The 24,318-nt window shown below is 69.5% G+C and carries 22 protein-coding genes; 12 read left to right on the top strand and 10 right to left on the bottom strand.

Features of this window, described 5'->3' with window-relative positions; genetic code table 11:
• Positions 1–456 precede the first annotated feature (456 nt).
• Genes lnt through ACYVL2_RS15480 form a run of 3 tightly spaced genes read left to right on the top strand, consistent with a single transcriptional unit; the run spans position 457 to position 3,443 of the window.
• Complete coding sequence (gene lnt / locus ACYVL2_RS15490) at positions 457–2,130, top strand: apolipoprotein N-acyltransferase (RefSeq protein ID WP_460544914.1); 1,674 nt, start codon at positions 457–459, stop codon at positions 2,128–2,130.
• Positions 2,131–2,151: 21 nt separating this feature from the next.
• A complete protein-coding gene (locus tag ACYVL2_RS15485; RefSeq protein WP_460544913.1) occupies positions 2,152–2,940 on the top strand; it encodes a polyprenol monophosphomannose synthase in 789 nt (262 codons plus the stop codon).
• Positions 2,937–3,443 carry an FxsA family protein gene (locus tag ACYVL2_RS15480; RefSeq protein WP_460544911.1) on the top strand — a complete coding sequence of 169 codons (507 nt, stop codon included), beginning with the start codon at positions 2,937–2,939 and terminating at the stop codon, positions 3,441–3,443. The genes ACYVL2_RS15485 and ACYVL2_RS15480 overlap by 4 nt, the downstream gene beginning before the upstream one ends.
• Before the next feature lie 25 nt (positions 3,444–3,468).
• Here ACYVL2_RS15480 and ACYVL2_RS15475 read toward each other — a convergent pair whose 3' ends face one another.
• Complete coding sequence (locus tag ACYVL2_RS15475; RefSeq protein ID WP_460544909.1) at positions 3,469–3,810, bottom strand: RNA polymerase-binding protein RbpA; 342 nt, start codon at positions 3,808–3,810, stop codon at positions 3,469–3,471.
• A 294-nt stretch (positions 3,811–4,104) separates the two neighbouring features.
• Entirely contained in the window at positions 4,105–5,442 is a 1,338-nt protein-coding gene (locus tag ACYVL2_RS15470; protein WP_460544907.1) for an MFS transporter, read from the bottom strand.
• Positions 5,443–5,663: 221 nt separating this feature from the next.
• Here ACYVL2_RS15470 and ACYVL2_RS15465 point away from each other — a divergent pair, with 221 nt between their 5' ends.
• Complete coding sequence (locus ACYVL2_RS15465) at positions 5,664–7,001, top strand: Hsp70 family protein (RefSeq protein WP_460544905.1); 1,338 nt, start codon at positions 5,664–5,666, stop codon at positions 6,999–7,001.
• Between the two features lie 3 nt (positions 7,002–7,004).
• On the opposite strand, the gene ACYVL2_RS15460 is transcribed toward ACYVL2_RS15465, so the two are convergent.
• The 4 genes from ACYVL2_RS15460 to ACYVL2_RS15445 form a co-directional block, all read right to left on the bottom strand.
• On the bottom strand, positions 7,005–7,571 hold the full coding sequence (locus ACYVL2_RS15460; protein WP_460544903.1) for a PadR family transcriptional regulator: 567 nt from the start codon (positions 7,569–7,571) through the stop codon (positions 7,005–7,007).
• Positions 7,572–7,900: 329 nt separating this feature from the next.
• The gene (locus ACYVL2_RS15455; protein ID WP_460544901.1) at positions 7,901–8,464 is read right to left on the bottom strand and encodes a hypothetical protein; all 564 of its coding nucleotides are present in this window, start codon (positions 8,462–8,464) and stop codon (positions 7,901–7,903) included.
• Between the two features lie 97 nt (positions 8,465–8,561).
• The gene (locus tag ACYVL2_RS15450) at positions 8,562–9,917 is read right to left on the bottom strand and encodes a UDP-N-acetylglucosamine 1-carboxyvinyltransferase (protein ID WP_460544899.1); all 1,356 of its coding nucleotides are present in this window, start codon (positions 9,915–9,917) and stop codon (positions 8,562–8,564) included.
• Positions 9,918–10,018: 101 nt separating this feature from the next.
• On the bottom strand, positions 10,019–10,966 hold the full coding sequence (locus tag ACYVL2_RS15445) for a LysR family transcriptional regulator (protein WP_460544897.1): 948 nt from the start codon (positions 10,964–10,966) through the stop codon (positions 10,019–10,021).
• 473 nt (positions 10,967–11,439) lie between these two features.
• On the opposite strand from ACYVL2_RS15445, the gene ACYVL2_RS15440 reads away from it, so the two are divergent.
• From ACYVL2_RS15440 to ACYVL2_RS15420, 5 genes are all read left to right on the top strand, one after another.
• The gene (locus ACYVL2_RS15440; protein WP_460544895.1) at positions 11,440–11,847 is read left to right on the top strand and encodes a hypothetical protein; all 408 of its coding nucleotides are present in this window, start codon (positions 11,440–11,442) and stop codon (positions 11,845–11,847) included.
• Between the two features lie 9 nt (positions 11,848–11,856).
• Positions 11,857–12,504: a transcriptional regulator gene (locus ACYVL2_RS15435; protein ID WP_460544893.1), complete on the top strand. Its 648-nt coding sequence runs from the start codon at positions 11,857–11,859 to the stop codon at positions 12,502–12,504.
• A 4-nt stretch (positions 12,505–12,508) separates the two neighbouring features.
• Positions 12,509–13,132: an IMPACT family protein gene (locus ACYVL2_RS15430; RefSeq protein ID WP_460544891.1), complete on the top strand. Its 624-nt coding sequence runs from the start codon at positions 12,509–12,511 to the stop codon at positions 13,130–13,132.
• Between the two features lie 145 nt (positions 13,133–13,277).
• Positions 13,278–13,970, top strand: coding sequence for a TetR family transcriptional regulator (locus ACYVL2_RS15425; RefSeq protein WP_460544889.1), 693 nt, complete (start codon positions 13,278–13,280; stop codon positions 13,968–13,970).
• Between the two features lie 101 nt (positions 13,971–14,071).
• Entirely contained in the window at positions 14,072–15,064 is a 993-nt protein-coding gene (locus ACYVL2_RS15420) for an NAD(P)-dependent alcohol dehydrogenase (protein WP_460544887.1), read from the top strand.
• Here the strand turns inward: ACYVL2_RS15420 and arfB are convergent.
• Genes arfB through ACYVL2_RS15400 form a run of 4 tightly spaced genes read right to left on the bottom strand, consistent with a single transcriptional unit; the run spans position 15,061 to position 20,075 of the window.
• Entirely contained in the window at positions 15,061–15,480 is a 420-nt protein-coding gene (gene arfB / locus ACYVL2_RS15415) for an aminoacyl-tRNA hydrolase (protein WP_460544885.1), read from the bottom strand. The two genes, ACYVL2_RS15420 and arfB, sit on opposite strands and share 4 nt — an antisense overlap.
• 37 nt (positions 15,481–15,517) lie before the next feature.
• Entirely contained in the window at positions 15,518–16,696 is a 1,179-nt protein-coding gene (locus ACYVL2_RS15410) for a hypothetical protein (RefSeq protein WP_460544883.1), read from the bottom strand.
• Positions 16,697–16,738: 42 nt separating this feature from the next.
• Positions 16,739–19,225 carry a DEAD/DEAH box helicase gene (locus tag ACYVL2_RS15405; RefSeq protein ID WP_460544881.1) on the bottom strand — a complete coding sequence of 829 codons (2,487 nt, stop codon included), beginning with the start codon at positions 19,223–19,225 and terminating at the stop codon, positions 16,739–16,741.
• A 43-nt stretch (positions 19,226–19,268) separates the two neighbouring features.
• Positions 19,269–20,075 carry an exodeoxyribonuclease III gene (locus ACYVL2_RS15400; RefSeq protein ID WP_460544879.1) on the bottom strand — a complete coding sequence of 269 codons (807 nt, stop codon included), beginning with the start codon at positions 20,073–20,075 and terminating at the stop codon, positions 19,269–19,271.
• Between the two features lie 114 nt (positions 20,076–20,189).
• Between ACYVL2_RS15400 and ACYVL2_RS15395 the strand changes: the two genes are divergently transcribed.
• The 3 genes from ACYVL2_RS15395 to ACYVL2_RS15385 are packed head-to-tail and all read left to right on the top strand — an operon-like array spanning position 20,190 to position 24,316.
• Positions 20,190–22,490, top strand: a complete 2,301-nt coding sequence (locus ACYVL2_RS15395; protein ID WP_460544877.1) for a hypothetical protein — start codon at positions 20,190–20,192, stop codon at positions 22,488–22,490.
• Between the two features lie 45 nt (positions 22,491–22,535).
• Positions 22,536–23,315, top strand: coding sequence for an exodeoxyribonuclease III (locus ACYVL2_RS15390; RefSeq protein WP_460544875.1), 780 nt, complete (start codon positions 22,536–22,538; stop codon positions 23,313–23,315).
• Between the two features lie 32 nt (positions 23,316–23,347).
• Positions 23,348–24,316 carry a coiled-coil domain-containing protein gene (locus tag ACYVL2_RS15385; protein WP_460544873.1) on the top strand — a complete coding sequence of 323 codons (969 nt, stop codon included), beginning with the start codon at positions 23,348–23,350 and terminating at the stop codon, positions 24,314–24,316.
• Positions 24,317–24,318: the final 2 nt, after the last annotated feature.

Genomic DNA, 24,318 nt, shown 5'->3' with positions numbered 1-24,318 from the left:
AAAATTGCCGGGCCAATATCGCCACCCGGTTGACGCCGACGGGGCGGTTTGGCTTACGGTGGTCTGGTCCTCGGCGATCAGCCCGAAACGGGCAATCGCCGAACGTCGGGGGCGACTCGACTTGCTTTGCTCCCACGCAGACTGGACAAGACAGCAACGCGGCCGCATTGCTGTCGGCGGCCAGGTCCAGATCGCGGGGGTCGGCGGAGGAAGGCGAGCCGGTCGCCGGTGGTGGACCCGCAGCAGACGTAGGTGATCCCTAGACAACAACCCGCAGTCGGTCAGCCAGACGGCTGCGAGTTGGTCCGAAGATCACCAGCCGACGCCGCCGGGGACACCGGCCGTACAGGGACTGGGAGAAACCCGTGCGAGGGGCGTAGCCGGACACAGCTACGCCCCTTTGCCGTCCCTGCGGGTAGGCTGGATCAGCCCCCGACACGCACAAGGAGCACCTCGATGAGCACCGTCATCGACGACCGCGCGGCCACGGACGAGCCCGAAACCGCTCCGCGGCCCCGTCGCCGGCCGCTCACCGACACCCCCCTCGGCCCCCGCCTCAACCTCCCGGCCGCGCTCGCGCTCGCCGCGCTCTCCGGCGCCCTCGCCGTCCCCGCGTTCCCGCCCTACGGCTGGTGGCCCCTCGCGGCGATCTCGGTCGCCGGCCTCGGCGCCGCCGTGCACCGCCGCCGCCTCCGCGCCGGCCTGGGCCTCGGCTTCGTCTACGGCCTGGCGTTCTTCCTGCCGCTGCTGTCGTGGACCTCCACGCAGGTCGGCCAGTGGCCCTGGGTCTTCCTCGGCGCCCTCGAAGCGCTCGGCACCGGCCTGCTCGGCGCCGGCCTGGCCGCCTGCTCCCGCCTCATCGACCGCCACCGCTGGATCTGGGCGCCGCTGACCGGCGTCGCCTGGGTCGCCCAAGAGGCCCTGCGCGACCGCCAGCCCTTCGGCGGCTTCCCATGGGGCCGCCTGGCCTTCAGCCAAGCCGACGCGCCCACCGCCGCCGCCGCATGGCTCGGCGGCGCACCCCTGGTCACCTTCACCGTCGCTCTCACCGGCGGCCTGCTCCTGACCGCCGTCCACCGCCGCCCCGACTGGCGCAAAAGCGCCTCCTTCATCGCCGCCGCGGCCCTGACCACTCTCGCTCCCGCCGCCCTCCCGACCGACGCTACCGCCCCCGACGGCCCCACGATCAACGTCGCCGTCGTCCAAGGCAACGTGCCGCGCCTGGGCCTGGAGTTCAACGCACAGCGCCGCGCCGTCCTCGACAACCACGTCACCGCCACCTTCGACCTCGCCGAAGCCGTCGACGCGGGCACCGCCGAACGACCCGACCTGGTCGTCTGGCCCGAGAACGCCTCCGACATCGACCCGCTGCGCAACCAGGACGCCCACGACCTGATCAGCCAGGCCGCCGCCGCCATCGACGCGCCCATCGTCCTGGGCGGCATCGTCCACGGCGACAACGGCGAGCGCTACAACATGAGCATCGTCTGGGACCCCGCCGACGGCCCGGTCTTCCAGTACGCCAAACGCCACCCGGTGCCCTTCGCCGAATACGTCCCCCACAAGGACTTCTTCCGCACCGTCGCCGGCTGGATCGACCAGCGCATGGCCGACGGCATCGACTCCGTCGCCGGCTTCGAGGCCGGAACCGAACCCGGCGTCATCGAAGTCGGCGACACGACCCTCACCGGCCTGATCTGCTTCGAGATCGCCTTCGACGCCGAGACCACCGCCTCCGTCCGCGACGGCTCCCAGCTGTTGGCCGTCCAGACCAACAACGCCACCTTCAACACCGCCGAAGCCCGCCAGCAACTGGCCATGGTCCGGATGCGCTCGATCGAACACGGCCGCGACGGCCTCATGGCCTCCACCGTCGGCGTCTCGGGCTTCACCGACCACACCGGCACGGTCCACCAGGCCACCGGATTCAACACCGCCGCCGTGATCCAAAAAGATCTCACCCTCTCCGAGCGGTCCACACCGGCCACGCGAGCCGGTATCCTGCCCGAAGCAGCACTCACCGGCGCCGCCGCGGCCGCACTGGTGGCCGCCGGAGCGATCGGCCTGCGCCACCGCCGCGCCGACCGGCACCGGCCGGACACCGCCACGTCGACGCCAGCGGAGACGTAGCCCCACCAAGAAAGCACCGTCATGAGCACCACTCCGGACCGGCCGACGACCGGCAACGACACCGGCCCGGCGCTCGTCGCCATTCCCACCTACAACGAGATCGACAACCTCGAACACACGGTCGCGGCCGCCCGCGCCGCCTGCCCCACCCTCGAGGTCCTCATCGTCGACGACAACTCTCCCGACGGCACCGGCGACCTCGCCGACACCCTCGCCGAACGCGACGACCGCATCCACGTCCTCCACCGGCCCGAGAAGCACGGCCTCGGCGCCGCCTACCTGGCCGCCTTCGACTGGGCCTCCCGACACGGCTTCCGCACCGTCGTCGAAATGGACGCCGACGGCTCCCACGACCCAGCCGACCTGCCCCGCCTCCTGGAAGCCCTCGACGAAGCCGACCTGGCCATCGGCTCGCGCTACATCCCCGGCGGCCGCGTCCGCAACTGGCCCTTCCACCGCCTGGCCCTCTCCCGCGGCGCCGGCATGTACACCCGCCTCCTGCTCGGCCTCGATGTGCAGGACGTCACCGCCGGTTACCGCGCCTACCGGCTCGACGCGCTCTACAAGCTCGAACTCGACACCGTCGCCTCCATCGGCTACTGCTTCCAGATCGACCTCACCTGGCGCGCGGTCAAAGCCGGCCTCGCCATCCGCGAAGTCCCCATCACCTTCACCGAACGACGCGCCGGCGCCTCCAAGATGAACCGCTCCATCACCGTCGAAGCGCTCCGCAACGTCACCCGCTGGGGCCTGGCCCACCGCACTCGGCGACTGCGGAACGCGTTCAGGCGTGGCAGAATCGAAGCGTGACCCACAGCCGAACGCCGCAGACCCCGACCAGGGCGCCCTATCCGATTCGGCTGGCGCTGGCGGGGTGGATCGTCGCCGAGGCCGCCGCGTTCTTCGGGCTGGCCCACCTGATCGGCGCCGGCTACACCGTCCTGGTCTTCATCGCCACCAGTCTCCTGGGCCTCGCCGCGCTGCAGTACGCCGGCGCGAAGTCGCTCAAGGCCGCGCGCGAGTACCTCGACTCCGGCGGCGATCCGTCGCGCCGGCCGCCGGGCGGCTACGCCGTGGCCGGGGCGATCTGCCTGATCGTCCCGGGGTTCGTCACCGACCTGGCCGGAGTGCTGCTGCTGTTCCCGCCCACGCGGGTGCTCTTCCGCGGCCTGGGCCGTTACCTGGCCTCGCGGACCCCGCCGTTGCGGTTCGGCCGCCGCCGCGGCGGCGACGTCATCGACGGCGAGGTGCTCGACGAGCGCGACGCCGGACCCGAATCCGGGCACGGAAAAGGGCCCCGGTCCCTAGAGTGACCGGAGCCCGTGAGCCGCTTGACCGCTAGTTCTCGCCGCGGCGGGCGCGCATCTCCTGGAGACGCTCGTCGAGGATCTCTTCGAGCTCCTCCATCGACCGGCGCTCCAGCAGCATGTCCCAGTGCGTGCGCGGCGGCTTGGTCTTCTTCGTCTCGGGCTCCTCGCCGTCGACGAGCTTGGCCGTGGAACCGTCGAGACGGCACTCCCACGTGAGCGGGATCTCGGCCTCGACCGCGAAGGGCACCTCGAAACGGTGGCCCTGCGGGCACACGTAATCGCGGGTCTGGCGCGGGGCCAGCTCCGTGTTGCGGTCTGATTCGTAGCTGACGGCCCCCAGACGCGAGCCCCTCAGCATTCTGTCGCCCATGTTCCCCTGCACTTTCTTGAGCACTTGCCCGGAAAAACGCTGCCGGCCTTCTCGGCCGCCCCGCCCATCACGCCGAATCGCGGGGGTTCGCAGTGTGCAACGCCGTGGCCCGTCCGAATGTTTCCTGACGCCGACCCCCAAGTCTGACGCGGTAGGGCTTCGGTCGCCACGGTCGTCCCCTTGAAGTGTGACACAACACCGTCTCATTTCCGCCACGGCGAACTCCCACGCCGGTAACGGTGTCCCAAAGCACGGGAACAGTGTACCGCTATGTGGCAACGCGAGCGCGGATCGTCAAAGCCGGTGCGGCGGCGTGTTCCCGACCGCCTCGATCGCCCGACGCATCGGCACCAGCGCCAACAGCAGCAGACCCAGCGCGAAGAACGCCACCAGCCCCACCACGCCGGCCCGCATGTTCCCGGTGAACTGCACGACCAGACCGAACATCAACGGGCCGATCCACGAAGTGCCCCGATCGGCGATCTGGTACACCCCGAAGTACGCCGCCTCCTTGCCCGCGGGGACCAACTGGCTGAACAGCGACCGCGACAGCGCCTGCGTGCCGCCCATGACACACCCCAGCAGCACCCCCAGCCCCAGGAACGCCAGCACGTTCCCCACCGGCAGCCAGTAGGCCGCGACGACGATGCCGCTCCAGCCCACCAGCCCGAGCATGACCGTCTTGTACGCCCCGATGCGCACCGCGATCTGCTTCATGCCCAAAGCGCCGCCGAAATTGACGAACTGCACCAGCAGGATCGCCAGCACCAGCGCGTCGGCGCCCAGCAGCAGCTCCTGGTCCCCGTAGGTGCCCACCATCGCCAGCACCGTCGAGATCCCGTCCGAATACAGCAGGAACGCCGCCAAGAACAGCAGCGTGTGCGGATAGCGGCGCATCTCGGCGAGCGTCGACCCCAATTGCCGCAGCAGCGGCACCGTCGTGTCCACCACCGGCCGGCGGTCCGGGAGCCTGACCAACGCGAACAGCGTCCAACCGGCCCACCACAGCCCCGTCGCGGCTATGCCGTACTGCACCGCCGTCAGCTCCGAGACCCCCAACGCCTGCGCGGTGTTGATCGAAACGAGGTTCAGCGCCAAGAACACCGCCGCCGCCAAGTAGGCGAAGGCCCACCCGGTCGCCGACATCCGGTCCCGATCATTCGGGCCGGCCATCTGGGGGAGGAACGAGTCGTAGACCACGATCGAGGCGCCGTAGCAGACGTTCGCGGCCAGCACCAGGAACGCCGCGAGCAGATACTGCCCCGAATCGGCCGCCACGAAGATGAACGCGAACACCAGCGCCGACCCGGTGAAGGCGAACACCGCCAGCATCCGCCGCTTGTAGCGGGTCCGATCGGCCGCCGCCCCCACGATCGGCAGCGCCACCACCGTCAACAGCACCGAAGCCGAAGTCGTGTACGCCCACAGCGACCCGATCGGCACCGCCGCCCCGAACACGTCGACCCGCACGCTCGAACAGCCCTCCGAGCAGCCGGCGGCCACCGACGCCAGGCGAGTGAGATACACCGTGCCCAGCACCGTCATGACCGTCGTGATGAACGGCTGGTTCGCCCAGTCGTAGGCGTACCAGCCGATCCGTTCGCGACGGGTCGAACGCGGCTGTGATTCCATGAGCAAGGACAACTTCGGGCTCGCTTTCGAATACCGGGCCGGGCGAGTGCCACGGGAGCTCCGACAAGGGCAGACAGCCATCCTCCCACCGTCCCGGTGAACGCCTCTCATCGCCCGCGTGAACACTGACAGGGTCTCATCGCCGATGCGCGGCACCAGTAAGGTGTGGGCAGACTTGGCTCATTTACGGCTCGCAAGCATCGCCGAGGGAGAGTTCTCACATGCACGTGCTCGGAATCGATTTCGGAACCTCGAACACCGTCGCCGTGCTGCGCTCGGCCGACGGGCGCGTCCGGCCGCTCCTGTTCGACGGTGCGCCGATCCTGCCCTCGGCGGTCTACTACAACTCCGACGGCCGCATGCTCGTCGGCCGCGACGCCGAACGCAACGCCCGCATGGACCCCGCGCGATTCGAGCCCAACCCCAAGCGCCGCATCGACGACGGCTCGATCTTCCTCGGCGCCTCCGAGATCCCGGTGCCCCAAGTGTTCGCCTACGTCCTCCAGCAGGTCGCCCTCGAAGCCCAGCGCCAAGCCGGCCAGATGCCCGGACAGGTCCGCCTGACCCACCCGGCCCGCTGGGGCGAACGCCGCCGCTCGATCCTCGTCGACGCCGCCCGCCTCGCCGGACTGCCCCAGCCCCAGCTCATCCCCGAACCGGTCGCCGCCGCCTCCTACTTCACCTCCGTGCTCGGCACCGCCGTCCCGCCCGGCCGCAGCCTCGCCATCTACGACCTCGGCGGCGGCACCTTCGACGCCACCGTCGTCCGCCGCACCCAGACCGGCTTCGAAGTCCTCTCCGAAGAAGGCATCGGCGACATCGGCGGCCTCGACTTCGACCACGGCATCGTCGAACACCTCGGCAAGACCTACGGCGTCTCCCACCCCGACGACTGGCGCCGCCTGCTCAGCCCCGCCGACGACCGCGACCGCCGCTACCGGCGCATGCTCTACGAGGACGTCCGCGGCGCCAAGGAGACCCTCTCGCGCACCGCCAGCGCCGACATCCACCTGCCCGCGCTCGAAGTCGACGCCCACCTGACGCGCGCCGAATTCGAGGACATCGCCCGCCCGCACCTGGAGCGCACCGTCGACTGCCTCCAGCGGGCCATCGGATCGGCGCGCATGAACCCGGCCGACCTGGTCGGCATCTTCCTGGTCGGCGGCTCCTCGCGCATCCCGATGATCTCGCAGCTGATCCACACCAAGCTCGGCGTGCCGCCGCAGACCTTCGAACAGCCCGAGACCGTCGTCGTCGAAGGCGCCGTGCGCGCCTCCACCGGCCCGGCCCACCCCGAGACGCCCGCAGGGCCCACCTCCGGCGGGCCCGTCTCGCCGTCGGCGGGCATGAACGCGGGCCCGCGCCCGCCCGTGCAGGCCCCGCAGATGCTGCCGCCGCAGACGCCGATGCGCCCGCAGGCCACCACCCCGCAGCCGATGGCCCAGCAGCAGCCCGCCAGGCGCCCCCTCCACCAGGAGCCGGCGGTGCTGGTGACCGTCGCTTCGGTGGTGATCTTGTTCGTGGTCTTCTTCGTGCTGCTGGCGAACATCCTCAACTAGGGCCTAGTCGCCGGCGCGCTGGCGGACGGCGGTGTAGCCCGCGCGGCGGTTGAGTTCGCCGATCTGGCGCTCGAGCCATTCGATCTCGGTGAGGTTGACCGAGCGGTGGATCTGCATGAGTCCTTTGCGGAACGGTGATTCGAGCAGTTCGGGCGGCACGGGCCTGCCGTGCTCGTCGAAGAACAGCTGGGTCGGCTGATGGAGGAATTCGCGCCGCCTGGCCAGCACGATGGCCTGTTCGCGCGGGTTCTCCAGGTGGTGCATGAACGCCAGGAGGACGTACCACTTGTTGTCGTCGGTGATGAACGTCTGCTCGGGGTTGCGCAGCCAGCGGCGCAGCTGGTCGGTGCCGTCCTGAGTGATCTCGAGCATATGGCGGGGCGCGGCGACCGAGCCGGGCGCGGTGCGCCTGGTGAGGCAGCCGGCCTCTTCGAGCTTCTTGATGGTCGGGTAGAGGGTGCCGTCCGCGATGGGGCGGACGTGGCCGGCCAGTGCCGCGACGCGGTTCTTGAGGTCGTACCCGTGCAGCGGGAAGTCCCGCAGGAATCCAAGTATCGCCATCTTCAACATGCGTCCATTATGGCAGAAACTGCAATATATATCGACACCAATGTAAGAAGCATTTGTCAGCGTCCGCCGCATTCGAACACCCCAATGAGGAGCGCGGGCTCCGCCCGCGTCATCGGCGACGATCTTCAGGGTCGCAACGGCGTTCTCGGCGTGCCGATTCCACATGGGGCCGCGGTGCGTCGACCCAGGGAGCGGCGAAGTAGTTGATGGATTAAGAGATATATCGACTCCGAGGTAAGTGACCTCGTCGCATTCCTCACCTTAAGGCCAAACCGAAAAGGCGCGCGGGCTCCGCCCGCGCACTCACCGAAAAACAATGCGGAGTGACCTTAGAGGAGGCCGAAGAAGCGGAGTGCCATGTAGCCGGAGGCGCCGAGAAAGGCGATGAGGAGCAGGAGTACCACCCATCCCGCGGCGGCTTCGAAGAGGCTCGGTCGGCCGCTGTCGCCGGTGGCCTGGACGACCGGCTCCCAGTGCTCGTCGTCGAACAGGCGCATCGGGGCGATCGCTTTGGCCGGCGGGTACCAGGCCTTGGCCTGGCGGTCGGCGGCGGTGCGGTTGACCGGTTGGATGCGGCCGCGCCGGTTGTATGTGAAGATGGCCACTTCGGACTCGTCGGCTTTGGTCGCCAGCTCCTGGGAGCACGGCATGGAGCAGTACAGGTGCCGTTTGACGTGCGGGGAACCGGTGCCGACGATCATGGGGATGTCGCCGGCCCCGAGTTCCCGGCCGGGGGGTTTGATGGCGGCCACGGTCCGGGCGGACTCGACCGCGGCGGTCCACTGGGGTGTCGCCAGTCCGTCGGCGTCGTCCTTGTCCAGGTGGCGCAGGTGGCTGCGCATGAGGCTCTGCAGTGCGAAGGCGTGCGGCGGGACGTTCGGAGCGATGTCCATGCTCGATATCCTTTCGGTTCCGGGCGACCGTGGACGTCGACGGCGCCGCCGAGGCGAGACGGAGCCACCTGCTGCAGTCTCACACAAATCGGGCGTCTCAGTCGTCCCAGAAGACCTCGATTTCGGCCCCGAGTTTCCGCAGGCGCTCGACCAGCTGCTCGTAGCCGCGGTTGATGACGTTGACATGCCGGAGCACCGAGGTGCCCTTGGCCCGGAGCATCGCCAGCAGCAGCACGACCGCCGGGCGCAGCGCCGGCGGGCAGACCACCTCGGCGCCCGACCAGCGCACCGGACCGTCCACATAGATTCTGTGAGGGTCGAGCAGTCGGACTCTGGCGCCCAGTCGGTTCAGCTCGGTCAAATAGATCGCGCGGTTCTCATAGACCCAGTCGTGAATCAGCGTCGAGCCCTCGGCGCACGAGGCGATCAACGCGAAGAACGGCAGATTGTCGATGTTCAGACCCGGGAACGGCATCGGGTGGATCTTGTCGATCGGAGCGTGCAGCTGCGAGGGATAGACCGTGACGTCCACCAGTCTGGTGCGCCCGTTCGCCGCCAGGTACTCCTCGCCGCAGGAGTACCGCAGCCCCATCTCCTCGGCGCACGCCAGCTCGATCTCGACGAACTCGATCGGCACCCGGTTGACCGTGACCTCCGACTCGGTCACGATCGCCGCCGCGATCAGGCTCCACGCCTCGATCGGGTCCTCAGAAGGCGCGTAGTCCACGTCCACGTCGATCTGGGGCCGTCCGTGGACGGTGAGGGTGGTCGTACCCACCCCTTCTATCCGCACGCCCAGGCGCTCAAGGTAGAAGCACAGGTCCTGGACCATGTAGTTGCACGAGGCGTTGCGAATGGTCGTGGCCCCCGGGTACCTGGCGGCGGCCATGATCGCGTTCTCGGTCACCGTGTCCCCGCGCTCGGTCAGCACGATCGACTCCGGCGCCTCGACCTCGTCCTTGACCGAGGCGTGGTAGCACCCGTGCGAGGTCTCCACCGACAGGCCGAAGCGCCGCAGCGCCACCATGTGCGGCTCGACGGTCCGGTCGCCCAGCTCGCAGCCCCCGGCGAACGGCAGCTCGAACTCCTCGTAGTCGTGCAGCAGCGGCCCGAGGAACATGATGATCGACCTGGTGCGCCTGGCGGCGTCCACATCGATCTTCGACAGGTCGAGCCGCTCGGGCGGGGTGATCTCCAGGTCCCCGTCGATGCCGAGCCAGCGGTACCGCACGCCCATGCTGCCGAGGACCCTCAGGATCCGGTTGACCTCCTCGATGCGCGCCACGTGCCGCAGCGTGGTGGTGCCGCGGTTCAGCAGGCTCGCGCACAGCAGCGCGACCCCGGCGTTCTTCGAGGTCTTGACGTCGATGGAACCCGACAGCGTCGCGCCGCCGCGGACGCGCAGGTGAATGGGGGCCGTCGCCGGAGCCGCACCGATATCGCTCGCAGACATGGCGCCAGACTAGCCGAAGTGCACCCCCGGCCGTGCCGATCGCGCCCAGGATCTCGCACCGCTGCCACCTGGCAACCGATCGAAAAGCGCCGCTTGCGGTTTCAGACGACCTCGTCGTAGTCGTCGGGCGCCGGGCCGATGCCCTCGGCCTCGCGCACCAGCTCGCCGAGCAGCTCCATGACCGCCGACACGGCCGGGCGCGCCTGACCGCCGCGCAATGTGACCGCTCTGAAGTGCCGGAACGGCGTGAACGGCCCCGAGACCGGCACCCGGACCAGGTCCAGGTGCGGCGGGAGGTCCACCAGCCGTGGAATGAGCGCCACGCCCAGGTGATGTGCCACCATGATCGCGATCACGGTCCACTCCCGGGCCTCGCCGACGATCGTCGGCCGGAATCCGGCGTTCGAGCAGGCCGTCAGCACATGCCGGCGGTGAATCGATCCGGGCACGCCGAGCACCCACGGCTCGCGCTCGAGCGACCGCAAATCGACCGCCTCGAGTTCGGCGTAGGTGTGACCGCCGGGCACCACCAGGTCGAACGGGTCGTTGAAGACCGTCTGCGAGTCGAAACGGATGTCCTCGGGAGGCGGATTGTCGGGTGTGGCCTCCACCAGCGCGAGGTCGGCCTCGCCAGCGAACAGCAGGTCGAAGCTTTCGGTGGCGTCGGCTTCGCGCAGGCGCAGTTCCATCGCCGGGTAGCGGTCGCGGGCCCGGTCGACCAGCGGCGCCAGGAGCGTGGCGATGGCGGTCGGGAAGCCGCACAGGCGCAGCAGTCCGGACGGTTCGCCTTCGGTGGCCTGGAGTTCGGCTTCGGCCAGGCGCCACATGGCTTCGATCGCGTCGATGTGGGCCAGCAGCACTTGGGCGCCGGAGGAGAGCCGCACGCGGCGTCCGTGCGGTTCGAGCAGCGGCACGCCCAGTTCCTTTGACAGCAGGCGGATCTGTTGAGAGGCGGCAGAGGTCGACATGTGCAGTGCCTTGGCCGCGCCCGAGACGGTCCCGTGGTGGGCTATGGCGCGCAGCACATGGAGTCGGCGCAGATCGATCACGGGAGCAGCCCCTCCAATGTTTAAGCCTTCACTTCACGATGAGTTTCGCAAACTCGAGCGGCCGCCGTGTTGTCCCCCGGGCGATAGAGGACTTACATTCGAGAGGCGGGCTCTTCGACCCGCACCATCCATTGAATTCCAGGCACTCTGTGAGGAGGAAGGCCCATGCTGCGCTGCCCGTTTTGCGATAGGCCCGACGATGAGCCGGTGACCACCGTGTCAGTCCATTCGTCGCCGTCGGGGGTCACCATGTGGACCCGTTGCGGCTGCGGTTCCCTCCAGACCAGGGAACTGCGCGGATCCCGGGCCGTGGTGACCGCCCGGAGCCGGCCGTCTCAGCAGCCCGCCGCCGCTTAAGGCCGCGGGCTCACCCCAAGCCCCCTTTCCACATGACGCCGCAGCCATTGCGGCTGCGTCGTCGTGCCCGATTCTCCTGCCCTCAACCTCATGCACGATTGGAAAGCTGACCCGAGATGCCGGACCTCGACCTGCGCATGGTGCTGCAGATCAGCGGAGCGCTGCTCTGCGTCGTGAACTACATCCTCATCCAAATTCGGCGTATTTCGGCCACCCAGCCTACGTCGCTGTTCATCGTCGCCTCCGGCGGCATCATCCTCCTGTCCTCGGCGATCATGGGCGAGGACTGGGGGCTCATTCTCCTCGAAGTCTCGTGGCTGGTCATGGTCTCGGTGACCCTGTTCGTCCGGTACCGCGAGACCACCGCGAACGCTTCGATGGCGAATGCCGCGGCCGTTCCGGCGGCCTTGACCACCACCGGCGAGTTCGAACTGGTCGGCGTCGGCGAGATGGAGAATGCCGCGGACATCCCCTCGGCCTTGACCACCACCGGCGAGCTCGAGTTGGCAGGCGTCGGCCGATAGTCTGCACGTGTGACAATCCGAGTGCTCATCGCCGACGATCAGGAGATGGTGCGGGCCGGGTTCCGGGCGATCATCGACGCGCAATCCGACATGGAAGTGGTGGCCGACGCCGCTGACGGTGTGGATGCCGTGTCGTTGACTGGGGAACTCCGGCCCGACGTGTGTCTGTTCGACATCCGCATGCCGCGTCTGGACGGCCTGGAGGCCACCAGGACGCTGCTGGCGGAGTCGAACGGGTCGGCTCCGCGGATCGTGGTGGTCACCACTTTCGACACCGACGAGTACGTCTACGGGGCGCTGCGCTCGGGCGCGACGGGATTTCTGTTGAAGGACTCGGGTCCGACGCTGCTGGTCGAGGCCGTGCGGGCGGCGGCCGACGGTGAGTCGCTGGTGTCGCCGTCGGTGACGGTGCGGCTGCTGGAGCGGTTGAGCGAGCCGGTGGCGTCCGGTTCGGGGGCCGAGCGGATCCTGACCGAGCGCGAGCTCGACGTGGTCGAGCAGGTGGCGCGGGGGCGGACCAACGCCGAGATCGCCGAGGCGCTGTTCGTGTCGGTCTCGACGGTCAAGACCCATCTTGAGGCGATCCGCATGAAGCTCTCGGCGCGCAACCGCGTCGAGATCGCCGCCTGGGCCTGGGAACACGGCGTCGTGGGGTAGTGGCGTGTACTCCCTCGCCGCCGATGAGCACACCAGTGAGACGGTCGTGAACAAGTCGCGGTTCGTCTGCACGCTCTACCGGGTGGCCTCCGAGGCGCAGGCGCGTGAGCGGATCGCCGCTCACCGCAAGGCGAATTGGGAGGCTTCTCACAATTGCACGGCCTATGTGCTGGACGGTGTCCAGCGGTCGGCCGATGACGGGGAGCCGGCCGGCACGGCCGGGGCGCCGATGCTGGAGGTTCTGCGCGGGCGGGAATTGATCGACACGCTGGCGGTGGTCACGCGGTACTTCGGCGGCGTCAAGCTCGGGGCCGGCGGTCTGGTGCGGGCCTATGGCGCGGCGGTGTCGACGGCGGTCGATGAGGCCGGCGTGGTGGCGCTGGCAGTGTGGTCGCGGTTGCGGGTGACGGTGGGGTATGCGCAGGCGGGTGCTCTGGAGGGTCTGCTGCGCGGCCGTGGTGACGTGCGGCTGTCGGAAGTGGATTTCGGCGCGGAGGTGCGGTTCGATCTGGCCTGCGCCGATGCGGTGGCCCTGACCGCTTGGCTGGCCGAGCAGACGGCGGGGGCGGCCGAGATCGAGGCGGCCGGTGAGCTCCGGGTGGAGCTGCCGGCCGGCGGAGCGGTGTGAGCGGAGGGTCGGTCGCCGTGGAGACCACTGCGAGTGTTAACGATAATGCGAGTCCGCTCGTCGAGCTGAAGGCCGACCCGATCCCGGCGGCGGCCGCATCGGGGCCTTGTAGGCTACGTTCGCCGGAGGAAGGGGGTGGTGCTCGGTGGCCGCACGTGGCGGTTCGGAGTCGCAGCAGCGGTTGAGCCGTGAGCGGGTCCTGCGTTCGGCGGTGGCGATCGCCGACGAGGGCGGGATCGGTGCGTTGACGATGCGGAGCCTGGCCTCGGCGCTGGGGGTGGAGGCGATGTCGCTGTACCACCATGTGGCCAACAAGGAGGCGGTCCTCGACGGTCTGGTCGAGGTGATCATGGTCGAGATCGAGCGGGCGGTGGCCGCCGTCGAGGGGCCGTCGCCGGAGTCCGATTGGAAGGGCGCGCTGCGGGCGCGGGTGCTGGCGGCGCGGTCGGTGATGCTGCGTCACCGGTGGGCGCCGGGGGTGTTCGAGACGCGGCGCGGCACGCATCTGGCGGTGGTGCGCTATTTCGACGGCCTGGTGGGCCTGATGCGCTCGGGTGGGCTGAGTTTCGACTTGATCCATCATGCGATGCACGCGCTGGGCAGCCGTGCGCTGGGTTTCAGTCAGGAGTTGTTCCAGCCTGAGAGCGGCCAAGAGGACGCCGCGGGTGAGGAGATGGCCGCGATCGCCGAGCAGGTGCCGAATCTGGCGGCGATGCTGGGCGAGGTGGCGCACGAGGATCCGGATTCGACGCTGGGCTGGTGCGACGACCAGTTCGAGTTCGAGTTCGGGCTGGATCTGATGTTGGACGGCCTCGAGCGTCTTCACGAGGCCGATTGAGCGGATCGCTTTCGCGTGATGGCGGATCGCTGCGCCCCTTGACAGCCTTACAAGGTAAGACTAGCGTGTGTCTTACAACGTAAGTTTCTTGAGGAGCGTCCATGAGAGCCGTCGTCCAACGCCGTTACGGCGCCCCCGAGCAGGTCCTCGAACCGGCCGAGGTCGACCGGCCCGAGCCCGGCCCGGGAAAGGTCCTGATCCGGGTACGCGCGGCCAGCGTCAACACACCCGACTGGATCGCCGTCACCGGCACCCCCTACGTCCTGCGCGCCAAGACCGGGCTGCGCCGCCCGGCCGCACCGATCCGCGGCACCGACGTGGCCGGCGTGGTCGAAGCGGTCGGAGCGGACGTGGCCGACCTGGCCGCCGGCGACGAGGTGTTCGGATCGTCCTGGGACGGCGGCTTCGGCGAGGCCGGGACCTTCGCCGAGTACACCGTGGCCCCGGCCGCGCAACTGGCGCGCAAACCCGCCGGGATCGGCTTCGCCGAGGCGGCCTGCTCGGTCATGTCCGGGCTGACCGCGCTGGCGACGGTGCGCGACACCGGCGTGGCCGGTCCGGGCCGGAGCGTGCTGATCAACGGCGCCTCCGGCGGCGTGGGGACCTTCGCGGTCCAGATCGCCCGGCACCTGGGCGCCGACGTCACCGGGGTGTGCGGGCCGAGCAACGCCGATCTGGTGCGCACCCTCGGCGCCGACCACGTCATCGACTACACCACCACCGACTTCACCTCCGGAGAGGCCCGCTTCGACCTCATCGTCGACAACGTCATGAACCACCCGCCCCGGCGCACGGCCCGCGCCCTGGCCGCCGGCGGCGTGCTCGTACCCAACAGCATCGGCACCTCCGGGCGCTGGCTCGGTTCGCTGCCGCGCATGGCCGCGGCCGCTGTGCTCGCCCGGGGGCGGACGACGGTGCGGTTCGCCGGATGCGATTACACCCGAGCCAACCTCGAGGCGATCGGGGAGCTGGTCGAATCCGGGGCGGTCAAGGTCGTCCTCGACGGGACCTTTGAGCTGGATCACGCGCCGCAGGCGGTGGCCCGGATGCTCAGCCACCGCGCCCGAGGCAACATCGCGGTCACCGTCGACTAATCGGAGGTGTCGCGGCGCAGCCGCTTGATGTTGGAGCGGCGCCGTTTGGCCTCGAGGCGGCGGCGCTTGGCGCCTTTGGACGGTTTGGTCGCGCGCCGAGCCGGCGGGGGAGCGGCGATGGCCCTTCGGAGCAGCTCGCCCAGTCGCTCGGCGGCCGCTTTGCGGTTCTGCAGCTGCGAGCGGAACTGCGAGGCGGTGACGGTGACGGTGCCCTCGACCAGACGCCCGGACAGTCGCGACCGCGCCCGCTCGGCCAGCGCCGGCGGCAGTGCCTTGGTGGTGTCGAGGTCGAAGGTGAGGGTGACGCGGGAGTCGGTGGTGTTGACGCTTTGGCCGCCTGGTCCGGAGGAGCGGGAGAACCGCCAGGTCAGTTCGGCGTCGGGGATGACGATGTCGTCGGTGACGCGGACGGGCACGGTCGGCCTCCTCTCGGGCGTGTTGGGGTCAATTGTGTCAGGTGCCGAGGTGGGGGCACGGGTTGCCGATGGCGTGGATGCAGTCGATGCCGAGCAGGTGGCGCATCCATTCGCGGCCTGGTCCGGTGTTGTAGGAGTGTGGGTCGATGGCTCGGTCGCCGGTGCAGTGGCCTGGGGTGGTGTCGCAGGAGCGGACGTCGATGACCAGTGCGGTGCGGAGGGGTTGGGGGTCGCGGGTGGCGGCGTTGTAGCGGACCCATCCTGACAGTGGTGTGCTGGTTGGTTTTTGGAACGGTTCGGTGGCGAGTTGGTGGAAGCTCTGTGGGTTCATGCCGCCGCGGTGGTTGACCGGTATGCATGCGGGGGTGAGGAGTTGTTCTTCGGCGGGGTAGGCGAAGTGTTGGGGGGATCCGGCGATGCGTTCGGGGGCGGTGCGTCGGTGCTGTGCGGGGTCGGGGTACTGGTCGGTGAGGTGGAGGTCGTCGATGGCGAGGATGAAGTTGTGGGGGCGTCCGTCGCAGTGTTGGAGGTTGGTCATCGGTTCGGTCCAGTTGGGGCCCCATAGGCCCGATTCGTTGGCGTCGCCGAGGTTGAGGCCGAGGCCGTAGTAGTCGATCTGTGTGGTGTCGCTGTAGTCGGCGGGGTCGAGGTTGGCGGTTTGGGTGACGAAGAGGTGGTCGGGGCTCCAGTCGTCTGATTCTTCTTTGCCGAGGAATTCGGCCATGTCGACCGGGGGGTGCTGGTCGGAGCGGGTGCAGGTTTGGACGGTGGTCTCGCCTGCGGGGGTGGTGATGCGGGCGTTGAGGCATTCGGGGCCGGTTTGGGTGTGGGTGTGGGCGGCGATGCCGAGGCGGTGGCCGGTGCCGTAGGCGTCGGTGTAGGTCTCCAGTCGGATGTCGGTGATGGTGAGCGTCGGTTCCCAGAGCAGGTCGAGGGTGAGGTTTTCGGCCGGTACTGGGAGGGTGCGGGCTTCGGCTGCGGTGGGGTCGTCGATGCCGGGGAGGAGTTCGGTTTGGTCGGTGAGGGCCTCGGCGGTGGTGAGGTCGTCGGTGTTCCAGGCGTAGGTGTGGCTGGAGGTGGGGGTGAGTGCGCCGCGGAGGGTGTCGTGCCAGCCGAAGTTCCAGGCGGTCATGATGGCGGCGGCGGTCAGTACGGCCGTCCAGCGGGCGCGGGTGGGTGCGGGGTGGAGTGTGGTGGGGCTCAACAGGCGGGGCACGGCCGCGATGCTATCAATGCGCGGCGGTGGTGTGGGGTTCCGTCAGTCCGTGAAGTCCTCAATGGTCATGATGACGGCGCCGGCTTCGTCGCTGGCGTCGAGGTCGACGGTGAAGACCATTGCCCAGTCGCGGTCGCCGGCGGGGTCGTCGATGACTTGGCGGACGGTCCAGGTGCGGCCGGATTCGGTGATGTCGAGGAATTCGCGTGAGCGTGAGGCGGTGTCGGTGCCGATGTCGTCGTGGGCGGCGAAGTACCGCTCCAGGGCCGTGTCCCATTTGGAGGCGGGCCAGCCGGTCTCGAGGGCCGCGAGCGCTTCGGGTCGGTCGGCGGCGGCGTGTTCGACGTGGCGCCAGGCGGCGTTGCGGACGGCGATGGTGAAGGCGCGGTGGTTGTCGGTGAAGGCGGTGGCGGGGCGGCCGACGTCGATGTCGTCGTCGGTGTCGGCGGGGTTGGTCAGTTGTTCCCATTCGTTGATCAGGGAGGAGTCGGTTTGGCGGATGGTTTCGCCGAGCCAGGTGGTGAGGTCGTCGAGTTCGTCGCCGCCGGCGTCGGCCGGGAGGGTTTGGATGAGGGTTTTGTAGGCGCTGGAGAGGTAGCGCAGGAGGAGGCCTTCGGCGCGGGGGAGTCGGTAGGCGCCGATGTATTCGCCGAAGGTCATGTGGTGTTCCCAGATTTCTCTGAGGATGGATTTGGGTTCGAGGTGGTAGTCGGCGGCCCAGGGGTGTGTGAGGCGGTAGGCGTCGAAGGCGTCGTGGAGGAGGTCGGCGAGGGGTTTGGGGTAGTCGATGTCGTCGTCGTCGAGTCGGTTCATGCGGTCGTAGTAGTCGAGGCCGTCGGCTTTCATCGCGTCGATGGCTTCGCCTTTGGCTTTGTTGCGTTGGGCGGCGAGGATTTGGCCGGGGCCTTCGAGGGTGGCTTCGACGATGGAGACGATGTCCATGGGGTAGGTGTCGGATTCGGGGTCGAGGAGGTCGAGTGCGGCGAGGGCGAAGGGGGCGAGGGGTTGGTTGAGGGCGAAGTGGTCGGGGAGGTCGACGGTGAGTTTGACGTCGCCTTGTTCGATGGTGATGATGCCGGCGTCGCGGAGGGTGCGGGCGATGGTGAGGGAGGTGCGGGCCATGCGCAGTTGTTGGGGGCGGTCGGCGTGGGAGTGTTCGATGAGGCGGCGTACGTGGGCGAAGGTGTCGCCGAGGCGGGCGAGGAGTCCTACGAGCATGGCGTGGCTCATGTGCATGCGGCTGGTGAGGGGTTCGGGCTGGGCTTCGGTGAGGTTGTGGAAGGTGTCTTCGGTCCAGCCGACGAAGCCTTCGGGTGGTTTCTTTTTGGCCATTTTCTTGCGTTTTTTGGGGTCGGTGCCGAATTTGGCCAGGGCTTTTTCGTTTTCGATGACGTGTTCGGGGGCTTGGCAGACGACGTAGCCGCGGGTGTCGTATCCGGCGCGGCCGGCGCGGCCGGCGATTTGGTGGAATTCGCGGGCGCGGAGGCGGCGGGTGCGGCGGCCGTCGTATTTGGTCAGGCCGGTGAAGACGACGGTGCGGATGGGGACGTTGATGCCGACGCCGAGGGTGTCGGTGCCGCAGATGATTTTGAGCAGGCCTTGTTGGGCGAGGCGTTCGACGAGGCGGCGGTATTTGGGGAGCATGCCGGCGTGGTGGACGCCGATGCCGGATCGGACGAGGCGGGCGAGGGTGTGGCCGAATTTGGTGGTGAAGCGGAAGCCGCCGAGGGCGGCGCTGATGGCGGTTTTGGCGTCTTTGTCGATGAGTTTGAGGCTGGCGAGGGCCTGGGCGGTCTCCAGGGCGGCGGCTTGGGTGAAGTGGACGATGTAGGCGGGTGCGCGGTCGTGGCCGACGAGGTTTTCGACCGTTTCGTGGAGGGGGGTTTTGCGGTATTCGTATTCGAGGGGGACGGGGCGGGCGGCGCCGGCGACGAGGGTGGTTTCGCGGCCGGTGCGGGCGGTGAGGTCGTCTTCGAAGAAGGTGGTGTCGCCGAGGGTGGCGGACATGAGGGTGAATTGGGCGCGGGTCAGTTCGAGGAGGGGGACTTGCCAGGCCCAGCCGCGGTCGGGGTCGGCGTAGAAGTGGAATTCGTCGGCGACGACGGAGTCGCAGTCGAGGTCGGCTCCTTCGCGGAGGGCGAGGTTGGCGAGGATTTCGGCGGTGCAGCAGATCAGGGGCGCGTCGGGGTTGACGGCGGCGTCGCCGGTGAGCATGCCGACGTTGTCGGTGCCGAATTGTTCGCACAGTTCGAAGAATTTTTCGGACACGAGCGCTTTGATGGGGGCGGTGTAGAAGGAGGTGCGCTGATGGGCGAGGGCGTTGAAGTGCGCGGCGGCGGCGATGAGGGTTTTGCCCGAGCCGGTGGGGGTGGCGGCGATGACGTTGGCGCCCGAGCAGATCGCCATGAGCGCTTCCTCTTGGTGGTCGTAGAGGTCGATGCCGTTGTCGGCGGCCCAGGTGGTGAAGGCGGTGTAGATGTCGTCGGCGTCGGGCGTGTCGGTCGCGGGCAGGTAGTCGATGAGGCTCACAGCGTTCAATGGTGCCCGTCCGGGTTCGGCTCGGCCAGTCGGGTCACAGGTCGTAGGTCACCAGGACCGGGGCGTGGTCGGACCAGCGCTGGTCGTGGGAGGGGGCGCGGTCGACCCAGGCTTTGGTGGCTTTGGCGGCCAGGGCGGGGGTGGCGACTTGAAGGTCGATGCGCCAGCCGGTGTCGTTGTCGAAGGCGCGGCCGCGGTAGGACCACCAGGAGTAGGGGCCGTCCTGGTCGGGGTGGAGGGCGCGGACGATGTCGACCAGTCCGCGCTGGTCGTACAGTTCGGTCAGCCAGGCGCGTTCGTTGGGGAGGAAGCCGGCGTGTTTCTTGTTGCCGCGCCAGTTCTTGAGGTCGGCTTCGCGGTGGGCGATGTTGAAGTCGCCGCCGACGACCAGTTCGCGGCCTTGGGAGGCGGCGCGGGCGGCCGCTTCGCTCAGGTAGGGCCCGAATTCGGCCATGAACCGTTCCTTCTCGTCCTGGCGGGGCGTGTCGGTCTGTCCTGAGGGCAGGTAGAGGCTGCCGATGGTCAGGCCCGGGAGGTCGACTTCGGCGTAGCGGCCGCAGGTGTCGAATTCGGCCGAGCCGAAGCCGATCCGGGCTCCTTCGGGTCTCGTTCGGGTGAGTACGGCCACGCCGGCGCGGCCTTTGGCGCCGTGGTTCTCGGCCGGGGCCAGGACCCACTGCCAGGGGCCGGCGTCGGTGACCGCGGCGGGGATCTGGTCGGCGGTGGCGCGGACCTCTTGGAGGAGCACGACGTCGGCGCCTACGTCGTTGAGCCATTCGACCAGGCCTTTCTTCGCTGCGGCCCGGATTCCGTTGACGTTGGCGGTGGCGATGGTGAACACGTCGCCCAGCCTAACCCCGGCGCCTCCCAGGGGGCTCGGGGCCAGGGGGTGAGCTGTGTTTCGCCGCGTCGGGATGCGCCCGGCTCGGGGCGGGCAGCGCATAGACTACGGAACATGAATTCGGCGGCGGTGAGCTCGGTGGACCGAGCGGGCGGGCGATGGCTGCATCGAGCAGGGGCCCTGGCAGCCGGGCTGGTGTGCGCGCTGGCGGCCCTGGCGGGGCCGGCTTCGGCGCAGAGCACGAGCGAGGCCGAGGCCGGGGGGGTCATCATCGTCGGTGTCCCGGGCCTGTCCTGGGCCGACATCACGCCTTCGGAGACACCGGCGCTGTGGGACCTGGCCGGGCGGGGCGCGACCGGTTCGATGAGTGTGCGCACCATCGGGTCGTGGACGTGCGCCGAAGCCGGGTGGGTCAGTCTGGGCGCCGGTGAGCGCGCCGGTGGCCTGGCCGCCCGCGACGCCCACTGCATGGCGCAGTCGCGGATCCCGGCGCCGGTGGCCAGCGGCGGCGAATGGACGCTGCCGTGGTGGCCCGAGCTCGAGGACGCCAACGCCGCCTACAACTACGGGGCCCGGCTCGGGTCCCTGGCCGACGCGGTGGAGCACATGGCCGCCGAGCAGCAGCGTGCGGCCGAGGAGGCCGAGGTGGCCGGTGCCGAACCGGTCGAGGTCGAACCGGGCCTGTGCGTGGCCGCGATCGGCCTCGGCGCGGCCCTGGCCGCCGCCGACACCGAAGGCACCCTCGCGTTCTGGGGTCCGGATCTGGATGCGCTGCCCGAGGCGATGAACGCCTGCGACGTCGTCATCGTCGACCCCGGCGTCATCGTCGGCGACGAGACCGACGCCGACCCCGAGTCGACCAGCACCGACTACGACGCGATCGGTGAAGACGACACCGACGTGGCCACCGGCGAGACCGAGACCGACGACAATACCGCCGAGCCCGACCCGATCCGCATCGCCGCCGCCTCCGAAGCCGACGCCGCCATCCAGGACATCAGCGCCGCCCTGCCCGAACGCTGGCGCCTGATCGTCGCCGGCATCGCCGACGCATCGGCCCCCTCCGGGCTCCACCCGGTCATCTACTCCGGGCACGGCATCGAACCGGGATCGCTGACCTCGGCGACGACCGGCCGCAGCGGCTACGTGCAACTGGTCGACCTCGGGCCCACCGCGCTCGACGTCATCGGCGCCGACATCCCCGCGGCCATGTCCGGGCGACCGGCGACCGTCGAGGCCGACCCCGGCCACACCAGCGCCGGCGCGGTCGAACGCGGCACCGACGAAACCCAGGCGGCCGCCGCGGTCGCCGAGATCGGCTGGAAGTTCTACCTCGCCCTGGCCGCGCTCGGCATCATCGCCGTCGCCGCGGCCGCCTACCTCCTGACCGGCCCACCCCGCCTGCGAGCCACCGCCCGCAGCGTCTGCGTGTTCGTCTCGGCCATCCCCGTCGCCGGCGTCGCCGCCGGCATCCCCGGATGGTGGCGCACCGACAACCCCGAGACCACGTTCTGGCTCATCATCGCCGCCGTCGCCGCCGGACTGACCGTCCTCACCTGGCTGCCGCGGCTGCGCGAAGGCGCCCGCCCGGCGCTGCTGGTCGCCGCCGCCACCGCCGCCCTGATCGGCTTCGACCAGTTCACCGGCGCGACCTGGCCGCTGCACACCCCCATGGGCTACACCGCGCTGGCCGGCGCCCGCTTCGCCGGCCTGGGCAACTACTCCTTCGCCGTGTTCGCCGCCGCGATCATCCTGGTCATCACCCTCACCCCCTGGAGCGGCCGCGGCCGCTTCCTCGGGCCCGCCCTCATCGGCGCCGCCGCCATCGCCGTGGTCGGCGCCCCCACCCTCGGCCGCAACGTCGGCGGCACCCTCACCCTCGTGGCCGCGCTCGTCCTGGCCTGCCTGCGATTGTGGGGCCGGCGCCTGTCGGCCGGCGCGATCGCCGCCTCCGGCGGCATCGCCGCCGCCGTCCTCGCCCTCGCCGGCGTCCTCGACTACCTGCGGCCCGAAGCCGACCAGACCCACCTGGGCCGATTCGTCGGCACCGTCCTCGAAGGCACCGCCGGCGAAGTCCTGCTCCGCAAGATCGCCTCAGCGGTCGGCACCATCGGCACCCCCCTGACCTACCTCGTGGTCGCCGCCGTCATCGCCGCCGCCTGGATCTGGCACCGCCGCGGCCCGATCACCACCGACCGCACCGCCGCGGCCGTCACCGGCCTGCTCGCCGTCGCCGTCATCGGCTTCAGCGTCAACGACTCGGGCATCGCCATCCCCGGCTTCGCCATCGCCCTGGCCTTCGGCCTCCTCGCGGTCACCGTCGGACCGGCCGAGGCCGCGCCCGGCCACGCCGGGCCCGCAGCCGTCCAACACGCCGGCGACCGGGCCCCGGCCGCACCACACCACCGGCGGTGACCAGCGCCCAAAGACGCGTCGGACGAAGCGAGTATCGTGTGGCCCATGCGCGTGGCGACCTGGAACATCAACTCGCTCAAAGCCCGCCTCGACCGGCTGCTGGACTGGCTCGAGACCGCAGGGCCCGACGTGGTGTGCCTCCAAGAGATCAAATGCGCCACCGACCAAATCCCCGAAGCGGCCATCGAAGCGGCCGGCTACCGGATCGCCGCCCACGGCTCGGGCCGCTGGAACGGCGTCGCGATCCTCTCACGCATCGGCATCAGCGACATCGAACGCGACCTGGACGACCAGCCCGCATTCGACGGTGCGGTCGAAGCGCGCGCCATAGCCGCCACCTGCGGGCCGCTGCGCATCTGGTCGGTGTACGTCCCCAACGGCCGCGACGTAGACCAGCCCCACTACCGCTACAAACTCGACTTCCTGGCCGCCCTCAAAACCACCGTCGAAGCCGCCGCCGCGGCCCCCGCGCCCTTCACCGTGGCCGGCGACTTCAACATCTGCCCGACCGACCAGGACGTGTGGGACCCCGAGGAATGGTCCGGCACCACCCACATCACCAAAGCCGAACGAGCCGCCCTGGCCGACATCGAAGCGACCGGACTGACCGACATCATGCCCCGGCCCCTCAAATACGACCGTCCCTTCACCTTCTGGGACTACCGCAACCTCGACTTCCCCAAGAACCGCGGCCTGCGCATCGACCTGGCCCTGGCCAACGGCCCCGCCCGCGCCGCGGTCACCGACGCCTACGTCGACCGAGACGCCCGCAAAGGCAAAGGCGCCTCCGACCACGCCCCCGTCGTGCTCGACCTCGACCTGTAAGCTGCCCCATCTAGGAAGGCTCCCCGAACCAAGTGCGACGACCAATCCTCCCCACGGTGTGCCTCGCAGTGCTGTTGGCCCTGGTTCCCACCAGCGCGGCCGAAGCCGACCCCGACGAGGCGACCCTCGAAAGCGACCTGGCCGATGCCATCGAAGCCGTCGCCGACGCCGAAGACGACGTCACCGCCGCCGAAGAACGCGCCGAGGCCCTGGCCGAACAGATCGAACAGACCCAGGGCCTGCTCGACGAACTCTCCGGCGACCTCAACGACTACGCGGTCTACCTCCACACCGAAGGCGACCTGCGCACCACCGCCGCGCTGCTGTCGGCCGAGACCCCCGACCGGATGGTCGACGCGATGACCTTCACCGGCTACCTCGCCGACGAACGAGCCGCCCTCGTATCCGAAGCCTCGACGCTGCTGACCGAACTCGAAGCCGAACAAGCCGCCCACGCCGACGAAGTCGCCGCCGCCGAAGAAGCACTCGAAGCAGCCGAGGAAGCCGCCGACGACCTCGAAGACCAACTCGAGGAACTGCGCGCCGAACAAGCCGCCGGACCCAGCGGCGACGGCGGCGCCGGCGCACCCGACCCGGCCGGCAGCACCGGCTCCGAAGGCTGCACCGAAGACGACCCCACCACCGACGGGTGCCTGACCCCCCGCACCCTCCACCTCTACTACGAGACCCGCGAAGCCGGCTTCACCCGCTACGTCTCCTGCTACCGCTCCGGCGGCTCCGGTGAGCACCCCAAAGGCCGCGCCTGCGACTTCTCGGCCAACTCCAGCGGCTTCCAGAACACCGACGCGACCGGCGGCGACAAGGACTACGGCGACCGGCTCGCGGCCTGGTACGTCAACAACGCCGACGCCCTGGCCGTCCAATACGTCATCTGGTACCGCCAATTCTGGTCGCCCTCCTCGGGGTGGCGGTCCTACTCGGGCGCCAACGGCACCCCCGCGGCCGACCACACCAACCACGTCCACGTCTCCGTACGCTAGAA

This window comes from Glycomyces halotolerans, assembly GCF_054779575.1.
This window is presented reverse-complemented; position numbering and strand designations above follow the sequence as displayed.

What these genes read in the sequence shown, in the direction of transcription:
- lnt (WP_460544914.1), top strand. Translation starts at nt 457, where the DNA reads ATGAGCACCGTCATCGACGACCGCGCGGCCACGGACGAGCCCGAAACC.
- ACYVL2_RS15485 (WP_460544913.1), top strand. Translation starts at nt 2,152, where the DNA reads ATGAGCACCACTCCGGACCGGCCGACGACCGGCAACGACACCGGCCCG.
- ACYVL2_RS15475 (WP_460544909.1), bottom strand. Translation starts at nt 3,810, where the DNA reads ATGGGCGACAGAATGCTGAGGGGCTCGCGTCTGGGGGCCGTCAGCTAC.
- ACYVL2_RS15470 (WP_460544907.1), bottom strand. Translation starts at nt 5,442, where the DNA reads ATGGAATCACAGCCGCGTTCGACCCGTCGCGAACGGATCGGCTGGTAC.
- ACYVL2_RS15465 (WP_460544905.1), top strand. Translation starts at nt 5,664, where the DNA reads ATGCACGTGCTCGGAATCGATTTCGGAACCTCGAACACCGTCGCCGTG.
- ACYVL2_RS15460 (WP_460544903.1), bottom strand. Translation starts at nt 7,571, where the DNA reads ATGTTGAAGATGGCGATACTTGGATTCCTGCGGGACTTCCCGCTGCAC.
- ACYVL2_RS15455 (WP_460544901.1), bottom strand. Translation starts at nt 8,464, where the DNA reads ATGGACATCGCTCCGAACGTCCCGCCGCACGCCTTCGCACTGCAGAGC.
- ACYVL2_RS15450 (WP_460544899.1), bottom strand. Translation starts at nt 9,917, where the DNA reads ATGTCTGCGAGCGATATCGGTGCGGCTCCGGCGACGGCCCCCATTCAC.
- ACYVL2_RS15440 (WP_460544895.1), top strand. Translation starts at nt 11,440, where the DNA reads ATGCCGGACCTCGACCTGCGCATGGTGCTGCAGATCAGCGGAGCGCTG.
- ACYVL2_RS15420 (WP_460544887.1), top strand. Translation starts at nt 14,072, where the DNA reads ATGAGAGCCGTCGTCCAACGCCGTTACGGCGCCCCCGAGCAGGTCCTC.
- ACYVL2_RS15395 (WP_460544877.1), top strand. Translation starts at nt 20,190, where the DNA reads ATGAATTCGGCGGCGGTGAGCTCGGTGGACCGAGCGGGCGGGCGATGG.
- ACYVL2_RS15390 (WP_460544875.1), top strand. Translation starts at nt 22,536, where the DNA reads ATGCGCGTGGCGACCTGGAACATCAACTCGCTCAAAGCCCGCCTCGAC.